Genomic DNA, 19,428 nt, shown 5'->3' with positions numbered 1-19,428 from the left:
GCATGAGCACCACCACTGCCACCCCGCGCGGCAAGCGCGGCCTCTCCGCCGCGCTGGCGCTGTTCCTTGCGGGCCTGCTCGCCATCGGCGTCAACATGCTGGCGGACAGGCTGCTGCCGCGCGCGAGCATCGACCTCACCCAGAACCGGCTCTACACGCTCTCGGACGGCACGCGGCAGGTGCTGCAGGGGCTGTCGGACCCGATCACGCTGCGCGTCTACTATTCGCGCCGCCTGGGTGCGACGATCCCGGTCTATGGCGCCTATGCCGAGCGCGTCATCGCCATGCTGCGCGAATACGCCTCCGTCAGCCGCGGCAAGGTGCGGCTCGAGATCTTCGACCCCGAGCCCTTCAGCGAGACCGAGGACCGCGCCATGGCGCTCGGCTTGCAGGGCGTGCCGGTGGATCAATCGGGCGAGCAGGTCTATTTCGGCCTCGCCGGCATCAACCTGCTGGATGACGAGCGCACCATCCCCTTCTTCCAGCCGGATCGCGAGCGCTTCCTCGAATACGACCTCACCCGCATGATCTGGGAGCTGAGCAACCCGCGCCGTCCGGTGCTGGGCGTGCTGTCCTCCCTGCCGCTGAACGGCGATCCGCGCGCGATGATGATGCGCCAGCCCGGTGCGGGGCAGCCCTTCGTCATCCTCAACCAGCTGCGGCAATTCTACACGGTGCGCGACGTGGCGCTCGACGCGCAGGTGATCGAGCCGGACGTGCAGGTGCTGCTGGTGGCGCATGCGCAGAACCTGCCGGAGACGACGCTCTACGCCATCGACCAGTTCGTCATGCGCGGCGGGCGGCTGATCGCACTCACCGATCCGCATAGCGAGAGCCAGGCCTCCCGCCCCGGCCCGACCGGGCGCCCGCCGAGCGACACGGGCTCCAGCCTGCATCGCCTGCTCAATGCCTGGGGCATCGAGGCGCCGTCGGACAAGGTGGTGCTGGACCAGCGCGGGGCGTGGCGCGTGCGCGCCGATCCGCGCGACCGGGTGCAGGCGGTGGACTACCTCGCCTGGTTCAACGTGCCCGCCGCCGGGCTGAACCGCAGCGAGATCGCCACCGCCGAACTCGCGCAGGTCACGGTCGCCTCCGCCGGCGAGGTGCGGCGGCGCGAGGGGGCGAGCATCGAATTCGTGCCGCTGGTCAGCAGCAGCGAGCGCGCCATGCTGGTCGATGCCACCGCCGTGCAGCGCGAGCCGAGCCCGGCGCGGCTGCTCGCGGAGTTCCGGCCCGATGGCCAGTCCCGCGTCATCGTCGCGCGCGTGCGCGGGGAGCTGACCTCCGCCTTCACCGGCCCGCCCGAGAGTGCGGATCGCCCGGCGGATTTCCCCGCCCATCGCGCCCGCACGGAAGACCCGGCGAACCTCGTTGTGGGCAATGATGCCGACCTGCTCGAGGATCGCTTCTGGGTGCGCGTGCAGGATTTCTTCGGCCAGCAGGTCACGACGCCGCTCAGCGACAATGGCAGCTTCCTGATCAACCTCGCCGACAGCATGGCCGGCGGCGAGGCGCTGATCTCGCTGCGCTCGCGCGGGGAATCGCTGCGGCCCTTCGAACTGGTCGAGAACATCCGCCGCGACGCGGAAGCCCAGTTCCGCCAGACCGAGCGCGGCCTGACCGAGCGGTTGGAAGCGACCGAACGCCGGCTGCGCGAACTGCGCCAGGGCCCACAAGGCGGGGCCGCGCAGACCATCATCACGCCCGAGCAGCGCGCCGAGATCGACCGCGCGCGCGAGGAAATCCGCCGCACGCGCGGCGAGCTGCGCCAGGTGCAGCTCGAACTGCGCCGCGACATCGAGGGGCTGGAGACCTTCCTCCGGATCCTCAACATCGCTCTCGTCCCTGCCCTGCTCACGATCTTCGCCATCGTGCTGGGCGTGATGCGGGCCCGCAGGCGCGCGGAGGCGCGCGCATGAACCGGCGCAACCTCCTGCTGCTCGGCACGGCCGCGGGTGCCTTCATCGCGGCGGCGATCCTGCTGACGCCCGATCGCGCCGAGCCGCCGCCGCCCTCCAGCGTGCCGCTCGCCTTCCCGAACCTCGCCGCGCGGCTGGCTGCGGCGGGCTCCATCGAGGTGCGGCGGCATGACGGCACGCTGCTGATCAAGCGCGAGGGGCCCGATCGCTGGGTGCTGCCCGCGAAATCCGACTACCCCGTGCGGCCCGAGCGCGTGCGCGAGTTGCTCGTGGGCCTCACGGAGCTGCGCTTCACCGAGCCGCGCACGGCCAATCCCGAGATGCTGGAACGCCTCGGCGTCGATGACCCGACGCGGCCGGGCTCCACCGCCTCGCTGCTGCGGGTGCTGGATGCGCAGGGCCAGCCCATCGTGGAACTCGTGCTCGGCCGCCGCCGCGTGCGGATGCAGGGCAATGTGCCCGAGAGCATCTATGTGCGCCGCCCGAATGAGAGCCAGACCTGGCTCGCCGAGGGCCGCCTGCCGCTCGATGGCGACCCCAATCTCTGGATCGACCGGGACCTGACGAACATCGCGCGCGAGCGCGTGCGCAGCCTGCGCGTGACGCGCGAGGGCGAGCCGCCGCTGATCCTGCGACGCGGCCCGGACGGCGATGCGCCGCTGCGCGTGGTCGAGCCCGCCGAGACGCCGGAACTGGATGAGGTCAGCCTCGACGAGGTCGCGCGTGCCTTCGAATTCCTCACCTTCCTCGACGTGAAGCCGGCCGCGGAGATCCCCGGCGCGCGGATCGGCGAGGGTCGTTTCGAATTGACCGACAACCTCGCCCTCACCCTCACCTTGCACAAGGAGGGCGACAATCTCTGGGCGCTGATCGCCGCCGCCGGCGATGAGGAAGCGGCACGGCTGAATGCGCGCTTCCGCGGCTGGGCCTATCAGGTCGGGCAGTGGAAGGAGAAGGCCTTCGCGCCGCGCCTCGCGGATCTCGTGAAGCCGCCGCCCGAGTCCCCCGCCGAAGCCCCCGCCGAGGCCCCCGCGCCGCAATGAGCGAGGCGCCGAGCCCGCGCGAATACCCCACGCGCCCCTGGGTCGGTATCGGCGTGGTGGCGCTGCGCGGCGAGGAGGTGCTGCTGATCCGTCGCGGGCGCCCGCCGCGGGCAGGTTCCTGGTCGTTGCCCGGCGGCGGCCAGCGCCTGGGCGAAGGGGCCGAGGCCTGCGCGCGGCGCGAATTGCGCGAGGAGACCGGCATCGAAGTCGGCGCGCTGCGCCTGCTCGCGGTGATCGACGCCATCACGCCCGGCGAGGCGGATCGCGGCCCGCGCTTCCACTACACGATCATCGACTACGCCGCGCGCTGGCAATCGGGCGAGCCCCGCCCGGGCGGCGACGTGACCGAGGCGATCTGGGCCGATACGCGCGACCTCGCGCCCTATGCGCTGACGCCCGAGGCGCTGCGCGTCATCGACGAGGCGCGCGAAATGCTGCGGTAGCTACGCGCCCTCGCCCCAGGCCGCACGCTTGCGGTAGAGCGTCGAGGGGCTGATGCCCAGATGGGCGGCGGCCTTCGGGATATTGCCGTCGCAGAGCAGCACCGCGCGCTCGATCGCCTCGCGCTCGATCTCGGCCAGCGGTCGGATCTGGCGCGTGCGGTCCTCCTTCGGCGCGCTTGGCGGCGGGGGCGCGTTCTCGGGATGCACGAGGGGGAGCATCGCGGCGGTGATCCACTCGCCGCCATGCAGCACCACCGCCGTGCGCACGGCATTCTCCAGTTCGCGCACATTGCCCGGCCAGCGATGGGCGAGAAGCGCGGCCTTCGCATCCTCGGCGAAGCCGCGGAAGGGCTTGCCTTCCTCGGTCGCGGCGCGGGCGAGCATGGCTTCCGCGATCGCCACCACATCCTCCCCGCGCTCGCGCAGCGGCGGCAGGGCCACGGGCACGACATGCAGGCGGTAGTAGAGATCCTCGCGGAAGCGGCCCTCGCGCACCTCGCGCAGCGGGTTGCGGTTGGTGGCGCAGACGAAGCGCACATCGGTGCGGCGCAGCTGCGTGGAGCCCACGGGCTGGAAACTGCCGGACTGGATGAAGCGCAGCAGCTTGCCCTGCAGCGAGAGATCCATCTCGCACAGCTCGTCGAGGAAGAGCGTGCCGCCATCCGCCGCCTGCGCCGCGCCGATGCGGTCCGCGACCGCCCCGGTGAAGGCGCCGCGCACATGGCCGAAGACCTCGCTCTCGATCAGCTCCTTCGGGATCGCCGCGCAGTTGATGGCGATGAAGGGGCCGTCGCGCCGCGGCGAGAGCTTGTGCACCGCCTCCGCCGCCAATTCCTTGCCCGTGCCGCTCTCGCCCGTGATGAAGACCGTGGCGCGGGAGGACGCGGCGGTCTCCAGGATGCGATAGACCGCCTGCATCGCCGGCGCGGCGCCGATGAAGCCCGCGAATTGCGTGCGCGGCTGCGCCTGCGCGAGGTTGCGCACCTCGCGCCGCAGGGCCGCGCGCTCGAGCGCGTTGCGCAGCGTCACCGCCAGACGCTCGGCCGCAAAGGGCTTGACCAGGAAGTCGATCGCGCCGGCGCGCATGGCCTCGACCGCCGTGGCGACGGAGCCATGCGCGGTCATCACCACCACGGGCAGATCCGCATCCTCGCGCCGCAGCGCGCGCAGCACGGAAAGCCCATCGGCATCGGGCAGGCGCAGATCGAGCAGCACGCCATCCGGGCGGTTGGCGGCCGCGGATTTCAGCGCCGCCTCGGCCGAGCCGGCGTGCTCGGTCGCATAGCCGGCGGCGCGCAGATACTCGCCATAGACCGCGGCGAGCGAGGCCGTGTCCTCGACCAGCAGCACCCGCTCGGGCCGCGGCTCAGCCATGGGCCGGGCTCAGGCCCAGAGCCGCTCGCCCTGGAGGTTGGTGTAGAGGCCGGCGACGAATTCGCCATAGCCGTTGAAGATCTGCGTCGGCACGCGTTCATTGCTGCCGATCAGGCGCTCGGTCGCCTGGCTCCAGCGCGGATGCGCGACGGCGGGATTCACATTGGCCCAGAAGCCGTATTCGCTGCCCTGCAGCGTCTCCCAGAAGGATTTCGGGCGCTGGTCGGTGAGCGTGATGCGGCTGAGCGACTTGCCCGACTTGAATCCGTATTTCCACGGCAGCATCACGCGGAAGGGCCCGCCATTCTGCGGCGGCAGGGGCTTGCCGAAGAGGCCCACCGGCATGAAGGCCAGCTCATTGGCCGCTTCCTCGATCGTGCAGCCCTCGATATGCGGCCAGGGATACCAGGATTGCCGCAACCCGGTCATCACCGCGGGCAGTTGCGCTGTCTCGAAGCGCAGATACTTCGCCGAGCCGAGCGGCTTCACGATCTCCAGCAGCTTCGAGAGTTCGAAGCCGGTCCAGGGCACGGTCATCGCCCAGGCCTCGACGCAGCGCAGGCGATAGACGCGCTCCTCCAGCCCGATGCGGCGGATGAGGTCATCGACGCCGAACTCGCCGGGGCTCTCCACCATGCCGTCGATCCGGATGGTCCAGGGCCGCACCGGCATGCGCAGCGCCGTCGGCCAGACATCCTTGCTGCTGCCGAATTCGTAGAAATTGTTGAAGGTCACCGCCTCACGCTCGGGCGAGAGGGCGCGGCCGGCGACGTAGCGCGGGTTGCGCATGGCGGCGGGCAGGTCGGGCGTGTCGGTGGGCAGGCGCGCCCAGGGGTCGGCCTCGCTGCGGCGGAAGAACTGCGCCTTGGCGACGGTCGGCGCCAGCATGGTCCCTGCCCCGGCCGCGGCCATCAGCGCGCGCCGGTTGAGCACCAGCGGCTCGGGCGTCACCCGGCTCTCAGGGATCTCCCAGCCACGCCTGCGCTTGATCCACATGGTCCCACTCCTCCGGCCGTGCCGATGACTATAAAGCATCGGGTGGAGACTTCGCGCGTCAAGGCCGCGCGGTTACGTCGAAAGGCCGCGGCAGCACGGCGGCGGCGGGCAGGCCCGGCGTGGTCTCCACGCGGAAGCTGCGGTAGCGCTCGGCCAGGATGCCCCGGCGGCTGCGCTCGAGCGGTGTGGCGAGGTCGGCGGCCCCCGGCCAATCGGGCACGGAATCGCGCCGCGCACTCTGCACCAGCAGGCCGGTGGCCCCGGGCGCGGGGCGCGGCAGGTCGAAGAGCGCCCAGCGCGAATGCAGCGCGATCACCGGCACGCCGGCGGGCAGGCGAAGCGCCAACTGGGCGGCGAGGCCGTATTCCTCCGCCGCGACGAAGCTGGCCCCCTGGCGCAGGCGCTCGGCCTCCACCAGGGCTGCGAATTCCGCCCAGCCCCCCATGCGCGCCAAGGTGGGGTCCTGCGCCCGGCGCAGCGGCAGCGGCGCGAAGGCGGCCTGGAGGTAGATCAGCACGCCCAGCCCGACCCCGAGCCCCGCCGCCCAGCCGCGCCAGCGCGGCGCGAAGGCCGCCGCCGCGATGCAGGCCGCGGGCCAGAGGGGGGCGGGCCAATTCGCCTGGACCCGGCTGCCCGTCGCCTGCCACAGGAACAGCATCGCCCCCGGCAGCACCAGCGCCACCAGCAGCGCCGCCCCCGCATCGCCGCGCCGCAGCCAGGCGAGGCCGGCGAGGGCGAGCCCCGCCACCGCCATGCCGAAGACCAGCGGCGTGGCGAGGCCGATCTGCCCGCCGATCAACTCGCCGAGATAGCGCAGGGTGAAGCCGGCCTCATCGACACCGGCGCGCCCGCCCTGCTTGGCGAAGCTCGCCCATCCCTGCGCCGCGTTCCAGAGCACGACCGGCGCGAAGACCGCCAGGGCCAGCGCGCCGCCGGCATAGAGCCGCCAATCGCGCCACCAGCGCCAGGCGCTCCGGCTGCCGAGCAGCCAAGCCACCACCCCCGCGCCCAGCAGCACGGCCGTGTATTTCGAGACCAGCGCGAGGCCCGCCAGCACGCCGAAGACCAGCCACCAGCGACCGTCCTGCGTCGCGTGCAGCCGCGCCAGCGCCCAGAGCGCCGCGACCCAGAAGACCAGCAGCGGCAGATCCGGCGTGGCGAGCAGCCCACCCACCGCGACCAGCAGCGTCGCGTTGAAGAGCGCCGCCGCCCAGAGCCCCGGCCGGCGATCGGGGAAGAGGTCATCCGCCGCTCGCGCCAGGAGCAGGCTTGCGGCCGCGATGGAGAGCGGCCCGATCAGCCGGATGCCGAAGGGCCCCTCGCCCGCCAGCAAGGTGCCGGCGCGGATGAAGAGGGCGACCATCGGCGGGTGGTCGAGATAGCCGGCCTGCAGCGTGCGCGACCAGACCCAGTAATAGGCCTCGTCCGGGGAAAGCGGCACGAGCGCGGCAAAGACCAGCCGCAGCGCCGTCAGCGCCGCGAGGGCCACCGCCCAGATCAAGCCCTGTGAGGTCACCGGGCGCGCCAGACCAGGGTGGAGGAGACGGCGTAGTTCCACACCACGGTGATCAGGGCCCCCGCTGCGCCGGCCAGCCCCCAGGCGAGGATGCCATCGCGCACCAGCAGCCCCGCGATGCCCACATTCGCTGCCGCGCCAACGCCGCAGACCAGGTAGAACAGCACCAGCCCCCGCCAGAGCCGCGGCCCGCGCAGCCGCGCATCGCGGTAGGTGATGCGGTTGTTGAGCCAGAAATTCGCGGTCATGGCGACCGCCGTCGCGCCCCATTGCGCGGGCCCGAAGCCCGCCCCCACGCCCTGCACCAGCGCCGCGAGCACGGCCATGTGCACCAGCACGCCGAAGGCGCCCACGGCGGCGAAGGCGACGAAGCGCAGCGGCACCAGCCCGCCCGTCGCCTTGTCGAGCAGCAGTCCCGCGAATTCCAGCAGCACCGTGGCGTCGAGCTTGCTCTCGCCCGCCTGGCGGCTGCGGAAGCTGTAGGGGATCTCCGCCACGCTCAGCCGCCGCCCGGCGCTGAGCAGGATGTCGAGCAGGATCTTGAAGCCCCGCGCGGCGAGCTTCGGCGCGACCTCCTCGACCAGGTCGCGCCGGAGCAGGAAGAAGCCGCTCATCGGGTCGGCGACGCGGGTGGGCAGCAGCGCCTGGGCCAGGCGCGTGCCGGCGTCGCTCAGGGCGCCGCGCGCCGCCGAGAAGCCGCCCGCAGCCGCCCCACCCGCCACATGGCGGCTGCCGATGGCGATGTCCGCCCCGCCCTGCACGGCGGCGAGCATGGCGGGCAGGATGGCCTCGTCATGCTGCAGGTCGCCATCCATGACCGCGACGAAGGGGGTGGAGACACTCAGCAGTCCCTCGACGCAGGCCGAGGCAAGCCCGCGCCGGCCGACGCGGCGGATGCAGCGGATGCGCGGATCGACCGCCGCGATGGCCCGCGCCGCTTCGGTCGTGCCATCGGGGCTGTCGTCATCGACGAAGACCGCTTCCCAGGCGATGCCCGCGAGCGCGGTGTCGAGCCGCGCAACGAGCGGCTCGACATTCGCCGCCTCCCGGAAGACCGGAATGATGACGGCAAGCTGCGGGGGACGAGAGGCGAGGGTCACGCGCCCGGTCTAGAGCAATATCCGACCAGAGGGAATCATCTGGTCGGATCTGCTGCGCGGCAGGCTGTTGAAGCTACATCGCGAAGTCTGATCGCAATGCCTCAATGCGACCAGGCTGCGCTGTGCAGCGGCCGGCCCAAAGACAGGACCGGCGCGCGCCGAGGTCCGCGCGGCGCCGCGGGTGCGGCGCCGCGGGCGGGGCGATCAGAGAACGAAGTCTGCGGCCGTCAGGCTGTGCAGCCCATTCAGCGCGAACTCCATATCCGCGATCCCGTCGCCATCCACGCCAGCGATGACAAAGGTGTTGCCCCCGCTGGTGTAGAAGAACACCTGCCCCGCACCCGCCGCCGTGCGGCTTGCCGCAACGCCGCCGAAGGTGAAGGCCTGGTCGCCATCCACGCCCGTATTCGCGTCGATGAGCGACAGGTCCAGCAACTCACCCGCCTGCCACTGGCTGACAACGTCACGCGTCGTGGCGCTCGCGGTGCTGTCACTCGCCTTCGTCCAGACATAGCGGTCAAGGCCGTCGCCGCCGGCCAGCGTATCGCGCCCGCCGCCACCGATCAGCACGTCGCTCCCGGCGCCACCCTGCAGGACGTCGTTACCCTCACCGCCCTCCAGCACATCCTCGCCGCCACCACCGTTCAGCGAGTCGGCGCCCAGGCCACCGGTCAGGGTATCCGCCCCATCCAGGCCGCTCACCGTGTCGTTGCCTTCGAAGCCGGTCAGCGTCTCCGAGGCGCTGGTGCCCAGAACCAGGCCACCCACGCCGATGAAGCTGCTCAGCGTCAGCGCGTGAACGCCGGTCAGCTCAATCTGGAAATCGCGCACCGCATCCCCGTCGACGCCCGCGATGATGTAGGTGGTGCCACCGAAGACGTAGGTCCACACATCGCCCGCATTCGCCGTGCTGAAGCTGGAGGTCGTGCCACGGAAGGTGAAGCTCTGCACGCCAGCCAGGACAATGTTGGCGTCGAAGCCGGACAGGTCGATGCGATCGCCCACCCCCCAGTCGGCCACCACGTCGCGACCCGCCGTGCTTGCCGCCGACTCCGCCGCCGACGTCCAGACGAAACGATCCGCGCCTGCACCGCCACTCAGCGTGTCCTTGCCGAGACCCCCGAAGAGAACGTCATCCGAAGCGCCGCCACTGAGGCTGTCGGCGCCGTCGCCGCCCGACAGGCTGTCGGCATCGTCGCCGCCATCCAGCGTGTCGTTGCCAATGCCGCCCGAAAGCGTGTCGTTGCCACTGTTGCCGATCAGGCGGTCATTGCCATTCTCGCCGGAGAGGATGTTGGCCACGGCATTGCCGGTGAAGACGTCCGACCCGTTGCCGCCGATCAGCGCCTCGATGCCCGACAGGACATCGCCCGTCGCATGACCGCCCGCGGCCGTGCCGGTCGCGAGGTTCACGTTCACCGCCGAGGACCCGGCATAGGAAGCCGTGTCGAAGCCGTCGCCGCCGATCAGGGTGTCGGCGCCAGCCCCACCGATGAGCGTATCGTTGCCGACCGCGCCATCGAGGAGATCAGCGAGCGAACTGCCGACCAGGCTGTCCGCGAAGCCGGAGCCGATGACGCCCTCGACATCGAAGAAGACATCGCCTTCAGCGTCGCCACCGGCCGCCGAAGCCGCCGCAAGCGAGATCTGCACGGCAGCGCCCGAGCCCGCATAGCTGAGCACGTCGAAGCCATCGCCGCCGCTGATCTCATCCGCGCCCGCGCCGCCGAGCAGCGTGTCGTTGCCCTCCGCACCGTCGAGGATGTCGTCATTGCCGCCGCCCACGAGCAGGTTGGCCGCCGCGCTGCCGAAGATGAAGTCCACCCCGGCACCGCCCAACACGTTCTCGATCGAGATCAGCATGTCATCGCCCTCGCCCGAGGCCGTGCCGGCCGCGAGATCGACGGTGATGCCGCCCGCGACATGGCGGTAGTCGGCCGTGTCGTTCTCCGCGCCGCCGTTGAGCGTGTCATTGCCGCCCATGCCCGCCAGCGTGTCCGCACCGTCGCTGCCGCCGAGGCTGTCCGCCCCCGCACCACCCGTGAGCGCCCCGCCAAGCAGGCCGATGCCCAGGGTGTAGGACGCCGAGACCGCGCTGACATTGCCCGCGTCATCGGTGGCGCGGGCGGTGATGGCGCCCCCGGCCGAAATCGCGGCATTCTCCAGCGCCCATTCGCCATCATCATCGGCGGTCGCCGTGCCGATCGAGACCGCGCCGATGAAGACCTCGACCTCGGCATTCGCCTCCGCCGTGCCGACCACGGTCAGCGTGTTGCCCACGCCAGCCCCGGCTGCCGTCAGCACCGGCGCCGCCGGCGCCGTGGTGTCGATGGTCACCGCGAGGCCGGCCGAGGTGGCGCTGACATTGCCCGCCGTGTCGGTCGCCACCGCCGTGAAGCTGTAGCTGCCGTCGGAAAGGGCCGCGGAGGTGAAGCTCCAGGCACCGAGGCTGTCGGCGGTCACCGTGCCGACGGAGGTGCCATTGCGGAAGATCTCCACGCTGGCGCCCTTCTCGGCCGTGCCGCTCAGGCTCGGCGTCGTGTCGGTGGTGATGTTGTCGCTGTCATTGGCGCTGTCAGAGGCCGCATCGAGATCGATCGTCGGCGTGGCGGTCGCGACATCCACGGCCACGGTCAGCACCGCGGAGGTCGCGCTGTTGCCCGCCGCGTCGGTCGCGGTGACGCTCAGGTCATGCGCGCCGGCAGCCAGGCTGGGGCTGGTGAAGCTCCAGTTCCCCGTACCGTCCGCCGTGACGCTGCCGAGCGAGGTCGCACCGTCGAAGATCTCGACCGTGCTGTTGGCCTCGGCCGTGCCGGAGAGCGAAGGCGTGGCATCCGAGGTCAGGTTGTCCGTGTCGGACACCCCGCTGTCGGACGCCGCGACGAGGTCGATGGTCGGCGTCGCCATGGTCCGGTCCACGGTCACGGTCAGAACCGAGGAACCGGTCTCATTGCCCGCCAGATCGGTGGAGACGACCGTCAGCGCGTAATCGCCATCCGGCAGCGTGCCGGCATCGAAGACGCGGGTGAAGGTCCAGTCGCTGCCGACGAGATCGGCGAAGCCGAGCGAGGTCGTGCCCGAGAACACCTCCACCTTGCTGCCGGCCTCCGCCGTGCCGGCAAGGCGCAGCGTGGTGTCTTTGGTGATGTTGTCGGTCGCGGAGGCGCCACTGTCGGATGCCGCGAGCAGGTCGATCGTGGGCGCATCCGGTGCGGTCGTGTCGACGAACACCAGGATCGAGTCGGAGTTGTTCCCGTTCCCCGCCGCATCCTTGGAGGTGACGAAGATGTCGTAGGTGCCATCGTCGAGCGGGTCCGTGGTGAAGGTCCAGGTCCCGCTGATACCGACCGTGAAGGTGGTCAGCGTGTCTCCGGACAGGTCGTCCTTGATCACCACCACGCTGCCGGCCTCGGCCGTGCCGGACAGCGCGAGGGTGTTGTCGCCGGTCACGTAGTCATCGTCGAAGGCGCCGGTATCGGACGCCGGATCGAGGTCGATGTCCGGCACATCCATGACGGTGTCGTAGAGGAACGCCGTGCCGGCGCTGTCGGTCACGCCCAGGCCGTCCTTCTGCTCGGCCGTGACGCTGACCTCGCCATCCGGCAGCACGCTGGGCAGGCTGGCCGACCAGTTGCCGGCGGCATCCGCCGTGACGGTGGTGGTGAGGCTGGTCGCCCCCACGGTCCAGGTCACCTTCACATCGGTCAACGGACGCCCCGTGCCGCTCACCGTGGCGTCGCTGGTGGCGTCCGCCGCATCGTCCTCACCGGTATCCGTGGTCAGCGCGATGGTGACGTTCGGCGTCGGGATGGCCGCCAGGTCCACCGGCGTGGTGCCGACGAAGGCCGTCTCCACGCCGCTGAGCTGGTCGGTGCCATCCGGGCCGGTGGCGGTCACGCTGCCGTCGAAGTTCTTGAGCAGGGTGGTGCCAGCCGCGAAGGTCGCCGCGTCATTGCCCGCACCGCCGACGAGGTTGTCATTGCCCGCGCCACCGTTGAGGACGTCGTCGCCGCCGCCGCCATTGAGCGTGTCGTTGCCGTTGCGGCCGAACAGTTCGTCGATGCCATCATTGCCGGTCAGGGCGTCATCCTGCGTGCCGCCCAGGACGCGCAGGCCGGGCTCCGTCGACACCAGCGTGGTCGCCGAGTTGGTACCGGTGGCGAAGGTGAAGGCCGTCGTCACGTTCTGCAGGTTGAAGTCGGACTGCACGTTCTGGAAGACGTTGCCCGAGATGCCGGTGATGGCCGTACCACCCGGCGTGGCGATCGAGAAGCCGCTGCCGCTGTTGACGATGGTGTTGCCCGTGACGGTGGTCACCGGGGCGGCGTCGAAGCCATCCAGGTTGGCCGCCGTGCGCGCATTGACGATGGTGTTGTCGGTGATCGTCAGGCTTGCCGAGCTGCCATCCGACCAGATGGCACGGTTGAAATTGGCACCGCCAAACCGCGCCGCCGGATCCACCACCACGCCGCCGAAGAAGTTGTCGTCGATCGTGATGTTGCCGCCGGCCGCCGTGGTCAGCTGGATGGCGCGGCCGCTGCCGGCCGCCCCCTGCGCCGCCTCGGTGTAGAAGCGATTGTCCTCGATGGTGACATCCGCCGCCCCGGTGACGTTGAGCATCACGCCCAGCGTATCCGCGGCCCCGGTGTAGCGGAACTCGACACCGCCGATCGTCACGGCGCCGCTCGCGGCCGAGATCGTCACCGCGCCCGTGATCACCGCCTCATCGTCGCGGCTCTCCGTCCCGGCGACCCCGGCATTGGGCCCGAGCAGGGTGATCGCCTTGTCGATGGTGACAGCATCGCCATAGGTGCCGGCAGCGAGGATGACGGTATCGCCCGCGTTCGCCGCGTCGATCGCCGCCTGGATGGTGGCGAAGCCGCCCGCACCGACCAGCAGGATGCGCCCACCGGCATGGCTGATGACCTCGACATTGGCGAGGGTGTCGCTGTCGTCGCCATTCTCCACGGTCCAGCCACCGCCGCTGGCGGAGACCGATGCCGCCGCGATGGTCGTGTCGAACAGCGCCACGTCCACGCCCGTGCCGCCGTCCATGGCGTCGTCACCGCCGCCACCGAAGAGCGTGTCTGCGCCGTCGAAGCCGCGGAAAACCGCATCCTCGGCGCCACCGGTCAGGAGGTTGGCACTGTTGTTGCCGGCATAGCCGAAGGCGCTGACGGTCGCGCCCGTGAAGTCATTGCCCGACAGGGTCGGCGTGATGGCGCCCGGATTGGCATCGTTGGCGCCCCGATAGACCACGCCGAAGGGGCTGTCGGTCACGGTGTTGTCCGTGATCGAAAGGCTCGTGAAGCCCTGCGGGTTCGCCACCGAGATCGCGCCGCGATCGAGGGCGCCGGACTGCACCGTGCCGTCGAAGGTGTTGCCGTCGATGGTCACGTCACCCATCGCGCCGGCAACCTGGATGCCGTGCGAGTTGGTGTTCATCACGACGTTGCCGCTGAAGTCGAAGGTCGCGATGCCGTTCGCGTTCACGGCCGCGCCGCCGCTGCCGGTCCCATCGAAGAGGTTGCCCTCGATCGTCACGGCGCCATTGCCGGCGCCGTTGATCTGGAAGCCGTTGCTGGTGGCGCTGCTGATGAAGTTGCCGGTAACCGACACCGTGCCCAGGCCGTTGGCGTTGCCGATGAACTGGTTCACGCCACCGACGACAACGTTGTTCGCGAACACCACGTCCTGCACCAGGCTGCCGCTGTTGGTGTTGATCGCGTTGGTGTTGACGAAGCGGAAGCCGTTGATCTCGACGCTGATGCCTTCCTGGACGGTGAAGCCGCCCGTCATCACCGTCTCGCCATCCGCGTCACGGGCCTCCCCGGTCAGGCCCAGGGTGGTGTAGCCGGCGACGCCATGCTTGGCGCCAAGGATGGTGAGGCTCTTGGAAACCGTCGCGCCGCCAAAGCTGCCGGACGCGACGACGATGGTGTCGCCCGCCGTGGCCGCGTCGATCGCCGCCTGGATGGTGGCGAAGCCGCCCGCACCGACCAGCAGGAACTTGCCCGCGCCAGCGCCATCCACGACCTCGATGTTCTTGAGCGTGTCGGTGCCCTCGTCGTCGGAAGTGACAACCCAGCCGCCATCCACGATCGAGATCTCGGTCGCGTCGATCGCCTCGGCATAGCCCGCCGTATCGATGCCGGCACCGCCGTCCAGCGCGTCATTGCCACCCGCACCGGTGAGGACGTTCGCGCCGCTGTTGCCGAGGATGGTGTTGGCACCTGCATTGCCCGTGCCGTCGATATCGGCGCTGCCGGTCAAATGCAGCTGCTCGACGCTGTCGGGCGCGGTGAAGCTCACGCTCGACTGGACCGTGTCGGCACCCGTGTCGCCGGGGATCTCGAGAATGGTCTCGCCACCATCCACGATGTAGAGGTCGCCGCCATTGCCGCCCTGCAGCGTGTCGTTGCCGCCGCCGCCCTGGAGCGTATCGGCGCCTTCGCCGCCGACGGCCGTGTCGTTCCCGGCGCCACCGATGAAGAGGTCATTGCCGGCACCGCCGATGAACAGGGCGGAGCCGCTGCCCTCCAGCTGCGCCACGTCATTGCCCTCGGCGCCCAGCAGCGTGGCCTGACCCGTGATGTTCAGCAGGCCATTGCCGGGGCCGGACGCGCCGCTGGGCACGAAGGTCTCCGCCCGGCCGATCTGCACCACACCGGCGTTGATGGTGTTGCCGGCGACGCCCAGCCCCTCGAACACGACGGGGCCATTCGGGTGGCCGCCATGCAGGTCACGCACGAACACCGCGTTGACGGCGGCTGTGATGGTGTTGCCGAACACGCCGACATCCATCACGACACCCGGCGCAACCGGCGGCACGCTGCCGCCATTCAGCACCACGCCGCTGACGACGTTGCTGATCGTGTTGCCGGTGATCGCGACATCGGTCATGCCGCGCTGGCTGAGCCCGACGATGCCCGTGCTGCTGCCCTGCAGCGTGTTGCCGGAGACCGTCACCGATTCCAGGGCGCGGTCGCTCATCGAGAGTTGGATCGCCCAGGGCGTGGCGGTGCTGGCCGCCGTCGCATCCGTCGGCGCGACCAGGCCCATGTTGATCGTGTTGCCGCCGATCTGCGCGTTGAGCACACCGTCGAGGTTGATGCCGCGGCGGCCGGTCGAGGTCTCGACGTCGTGGTTGATGACGTTGCCCGACACCAGCAGGCCGTCGATGTTGAACAGCACCATCGCGGTGCGGGCATTGCCGTTGATGGCCTCGATCAGGTTGCCCGTGATCACCCAGTCATCGCTGCCGATGCCGCCGCCGAAGCCCAGGCCGAAGCGGATCGGGCTGTCGGTGGTGCCGCTGATCAGGTTGTTGACGATGGTGAGGTTGTCATGCGCCGACCCGCCGGAGACGCCGCGGATCGCATCCGCCGCGCCGCCGATCTTGAAGCCGTTGATGGTCACGCCATCGGCCGCCACGATGAAGCTGCCGGCCAGTTCGCTCTCGGCGGCGCGGCTCCCATACCCGGCCGTGCCCGCATTGGCGCCGATCAGCGTCACCTGCTTGTCGAGCGTCACCGTCTCCGTATAGGTCCCGGCCGCGACCTGGATGGTATCGCCCGCGGACGCGGCATTCACCGCTGCCTGGATCGTGGCGTAGCCGCCATTGCCCACCAGCAGGATGCGCCCACCGGCATGGGAGATGACCTCGACGCTCGCGAGCGTATCGGTCGCCCCGCCGGCCTGAACCTGCCAGCCCCCGCCCACTGCGGAGATATCGGCGGTGGTGAGCGTCTCACTGTATTGCGCGGTGTCGGTGTCGCCGCCGCCGACCAGCGAATCCGCGCCGGCGCCGCCGATCAGCACGTCATTGCCCGCGCCGCCGATCAGCGTGTCCGCCCCGGTGGCCTCCGGCGAGCGATCGTCGCCCGTCAGCGTGTCGTCGCCCGCGCCGCCATCGAGGTAGTCGGCGCCATGGCCGGCCACCAGCACGTCGTTGCCGTTGTTGCCCAGCAGCACGTCGTTGAAATCGGAGCCGGTCAGGCTGTCATCCGTGGCATTGCCCTGGAGCACGCCGATGGCCTGGGGCGCCGCGTTGGTGGCGCTGGAGAAGAAGTCCGCGATGCTCACGGCGCCGCCGATCTTGTCGATGTTCAGCACGCCCCAGGGCGCGGTGACATCGGCGATGTTGCCGCTGGCGGCGAAGCTCGCGAAATCGGCGAAGTAGTAGAAGGCGATGGCGTCGGTGAGGAAGGCGCCCTCGATGCTGTTGTCCTCGAAGACGATGGCGCCGCCCTCGCTCAGCGTGCCGGTCCGCGGCGAGCCGGTGACGGCGATGCCCTTGCGCGCCGCCTCGCCGCTGCTGACGGAGAAGGTGCTGCCGGTGACGGTCAGGTCACCGTTGAACCCGAACAGATTCATCAGCCCGCGGCCGTTGTTGCCGGTGTTGGTGATGCCGCTGTCGCTCAGATGGCTGTCGACGATGCTGATGCCCGACAGCAGATCCGTGGTGATGCTGGGCGTGCTGCTGTTGCCCGGGCGGGTGTAGAGCAGCGCGTTCTCGAGCGCCCCGCTGATCGAGACCCGCGCCAGCGACAGGGTAGCGCCGGCACCGGCCAGCGCATTGTGCAGGATGCCGTAGCTCTCGCCGGCAGCGTTGATCGTCAGATCCTGGAAGGCCAGCGCGCCGTTCTGCGTGCCGGTGACGCTGACCTGGCCGCTCAGCACCACGCCCGCCCGGCTCTGGCCGGCGAAGGTGAGGTCGCCGCGCGTGACGGCGACATCCTCGCCATAGCTGCCATCGGCGATCAGCACGGTCACCGGCCCGGCAATGGCATCGGCCGCCGTCACGGCCGCGCCGATCGTCGTCAGGTCGCTCGCAACGCTGTCCTTGTCCACGACGAGCATGGTGCGGTCGGCGAAGTTCACGCGCTCGACATTGCTGAGCGTGGTGGTCTCGCCCGCGCGCGTCAGCGTCAGCTTCCCGTCGACGAAGCCGATCGTGTAGCTGGCGAAGCTGTCGAACATCACCACCGTGTCGGCCGTGCCGTCGCCGGCATCGATGACGTCATCGCCGCTGTCGCCGCCGCCGGAGGTGTCGTTGCCGCGGCCGTCGATGGTGTCGTTGCCCGCGCCGGTGGTGATGACATTGGCGCCGGAGGTGCCCATCACCACGTCATTGCCGTTGCCGGTCGTAACGTTCTCGATGCTCGTAAGGACGTCCGAACCGAAGGCGCCGCTGGCGGTCCCGTTGTGGAGATCGACAGTCACGGCGCCATTGCCATAGACGGCCGTATCGGTGCCCTCGCCGCCATCGAGCGTGTCGTCGCCCGCACCGCCGGTGAGCACGTCATTGCCCGCATCGCCGCTCAGCAGGTCGTTGCCGCCGCTGCCGCCCAGGCCGTCATTGCCCGAACCGCCCGAGAGCGTGTCGTTGGCGACATTCGCGCCGCCATTGAAGATGATGAAGCCCGAGCCGCCATTGGTGGTGCTGGTGTTGCCCGCCGTGGCGAGGTCATCCGCATCCACCGTCACTGCCGCGCCGCTGCCGGCCTGGGCGTTGAGGAAGGTGCCGTTGCCGCCGAGATTGGCGGCCGGGCCGGTATAGGCGTTGTTGGTGAAGACGCTGCCCGGGTTGTTGATCGCGGGATCAGCGATGGTCGCGAAGGTGCCGTAGCCGGAGATGGTGTTACCCGCGACCTCGGTCGCCGCGCCGAGCGCGAGCAGCGAGAGGGCCGAGGTGCCGCCACCCTGGAAGGTGTTGCCGGTGATGCTGATGTCAGCCGTGCCGGTGCCCGTGGCGAGCACGCCGTTGCGCCAGCCATTGCTCTGCGTGGAGGTGAAGGGGCCGGGCGCGGCCTGGTCGAAGAGGCTGTCGGCGATGGTCACGCCGGCTGCATTGTCCACCACGATCGCGTGGTGCCAGGTGCTGCTGCCCGGCGCCCCGGTGCGGAAGAACACGCTGTTCTCCACCGTCACGCCCGCGCCGGCGATGCGCAGCGCCGAGGTTTCGGCACCCTGATTGCCCGTCACATCGAAGCGCAGGCCGGTGATGGTCACGCCGGTGCCGTTCACCACCGAGCCATAGGCATTGACGATGCTGCCGCCCACGCCATGCGCGGCGCCGCCCAGCGCGTGGTTGACGCCTGCGATGGTGATGTTGTCGAGCCCGGCGGGCACGGTGAAGGCACCCCAGGTGCCCGCGCCGACAACGATGGTGTCGCCATCCTGCGCCGCGTCGATCGCGGCCTGGATGGAGGCGAAGCCGCCATTGCCGACCAGCAGGTAGCGTGCGCCGCCCTCGCTGCCGTCGGTGACGATCTCGATGCCGTTGAGCTGGTCCACCCCCTCTTCGGTCGTGGTGATGATCCAGTTGTCGCCGGCATCCACGATCGAGCCGAGCGTCAGCACATCCGAATAGGCCGCGGAATCAATTCCGCCCTGGCCAAGCAGGGTGTCCGCGCCGATGCCACCGCTCAGCGCGTCGTTATCTTCGCCGCCATCCAGAAGATCATTGCCCGTGCCGCCATCCAGGATGTCGGCGCCTTCCTCACCTTGAATGACATCATTGCCACCATTCCCGAAGACGATATCGGCCCCGGCGCCAGCCTGGATGGGGGCGGCCTCGGTGCCATTCGCGGCGTTGGAGAGAGAGCGGAAATCGTCGTTCTCGGTGAAGGGAGAAGTCGTCATCGGGGCGGCCTCCTGAGTTCATGAGTCCTGACGAAAGCACCCGCCTTCATGGCGTGCTTTCGTTACGACCTAGACTCCTAGAACGCCGCTCACGGTAATTTTTGTCAATGAATGCGATCACCGCACAAAGGTAAGAAAGTTTATTTACTTGGTCGTTACGTGACTGGATAAACAATCTTGTTCTTCCCGCAACGGTTGCACTTCCGCGACATATGCTTCCCGGAATTACCTCGTTGCCACTTTCGGCGGGGCGAGCACCTCGCGGCCGAGGCAATGCTCCCCTCTCGGCGGATGCCGGAATCCCCAGGCAGGTCGGCCATCACCACGCAGCTTCGTGGATGCACGCGGGCGGCCTCGCCCGAACCTTGCGGTGCAGGGCAAGTCACGCCT

Annotated in this window: 8 protein-coding genes; 3 read left to right on the top strand and 5 right to left on the bottom strand. The window is 69.9% G+C overall.

The features are described from left to right. Positions 1 to 2: 2 nt before the first annotated feature. The 3 genes from AC2D9U_RS00445 to AC2D9U_RS00435 are packed head-to-tail and all read left to right on the top strand — an operon-like array spanning position 3 to position 3,405. Complete coding sequence (locus AC2D9U_RS00445; protein ID WP_484745285.1) at positions 3 to 1,919, top strand: GldG family protein; 1,917 nt, start codon at positions 3 to 5, stop codon at positions 1,917 to 1,919. Next, a complete protein-coding gene (locus AC2D9U_RS00440; RefSeq protein ID WP_484745283.1) occupies positions 1,916 to 2,962 on the top strand; it encodes a DUF4340 domain-containing protein in 1,047 nt (348 codons plus the stop codon). Before AC2D9U_RS00445 ends, AC2D9U_RS00440 begins: the two co-directional genes overlap by 4 nt. Next, positions 2,959 to 3,405, top strand: coding sequence for an NUDIX hydrolase (locus AC2D9U_RS00435; protein ID WP_484745281.1), 447 nt, complete (start codon positions 2,959 to 2,961; stop codon positions 3,403 to 3,405). The genes AC2D9U_RS00440 and AC2D9U_RS00435 overlap by 4 nt, the downstream gene beginning before the upstream one ends. On the opposite strand, the gene AC2D9U_RS00430 is transcribed toward AC2D9U_RS00435, so the two are convergent. From AC2D9U_RS00430 to AC2D9U_RS00410, 5 genes are all read right to left on the bottom strand, one after another. Further along, on the bottom strand, positions 3,406 to 4,779 hold the full coding sequence (locus AC2D9U_RS00430; protein ID WP_484745279.1) for a sigma-54-dependent transcriptional regulator: 1,374 nt from the start codon (positions 4,777 to 4,779) through the stop codon (positions 3,406 to 3,408). Positions 4,780 to 4,788: 9 nt separating this feature from the next. Then, positions 4,789 to 5,775, bottom strand: a complete 987-nt coding sequence (gene msrP, locus AC2D9U_RS00425; protein WP_484745277.1) for a protein-methionine-sulfoxide reductase catalytic subunit MsrP — start codon at positions 5,773 to 5,775, stop codon at positions 4,789 to 4,791. Between the two features lie 58 nt (positions 5,776 to 5,833). Continuing rightward, positions 5,834 to 7,291, bottom strand: coding sequence for a glycosyltransferase family 39 protein (locus tag AC2D9U_RS00420; protein WP_484745276.1), 1,458 nt, complete (start codon positions 7,289 to 7,291; stop codon positions 5,834 to 5,836). Further along, positions 7,288 to 8,391, bottom strand: a complete 1,104-nt coding sequence (locus AC2D9U_RS00415) for a glycosyltransferase (RefSeq protein ID WP_484745274.1) — start codon at positions 8,389 to 8,391, stop codon at positions 7,288 to 7,290. The genes AC2D9U_RS00420 and AC2D9U_RS00415 overlap by 4 nt, the downstream gene beginning before the upstream one ends. Before the next feature lie 204 nt (positions 8,392 to 8,595). After that, positions 8,596 to 19,038 (bottom strand): Ig-like domain-containing protein, encoded by a 10,443-nt coding sequence (locus AC2D9U_RS00410; protein ID WP_484745273.1) that lies wholly within the window; start codon positions 19,036 to 19,038, stop codon positions 8,596 to 8,598. Between the last annotated feature and the right edge of the window lie 390 nt (positions 19,039 to 19,428).

The organism is Roseomonas sp. TF40 (assembly GCF_057219975.1).
The sequence above is the reverse complement of the archived record's forward strand: the minus strand, read 5'-3'. Positions and strand labels throughout refer to the sequence as shown.

Excerpts from the sequence above, each read along its gene's own strand:
- AC2D9U_RS00445 (WP_484745285.1), top strand. The coding sequence starts at position 3 with ATGAGCACCACCACTGCCACCCCGCGCGGCAAGCGCGGCCTCTCCGCC.
- AC2D9U_RS00440 (WP_484745283.1), top strand. The coding sequence starts at position 1,916 with ATGAACCGGCGCAACCTCCTGCTGCTCGGCACGGCCGCGGGTGCCTTC.
- AC2D9U_RS00435 (WP_484745281.1), top strand. The coding sequence starts at position 2,959 with ATGAGCGAGGCGCCGAGCCCGCGCGAATACCCCACGCGCCCCTGGGTC.
- AC2D9U_RS00430 (WP_484745279.1), bottom strand. The coding sequence starts at position 4,779 with ATGGCTGAGCCGCGGCCCGAGCGGGTGCTGCTGGTCGAGGACACGGCC.
- msrP (WP_484745277.1), bottom strand. The coding sequence starts at position 5,775 with ATGTGGATCAAGCGCAGGCGTGGCTGGGAGATCCCTGAGAGCCGGGTG.
- AC2D9U_RS00410 (WP_484745273.1), bottom strand. The coding sequence starts at position 19,038 with ATGACGACTTCTCCCTTCACCGAGAACGACGATTTCCGCTCTCTCTCC.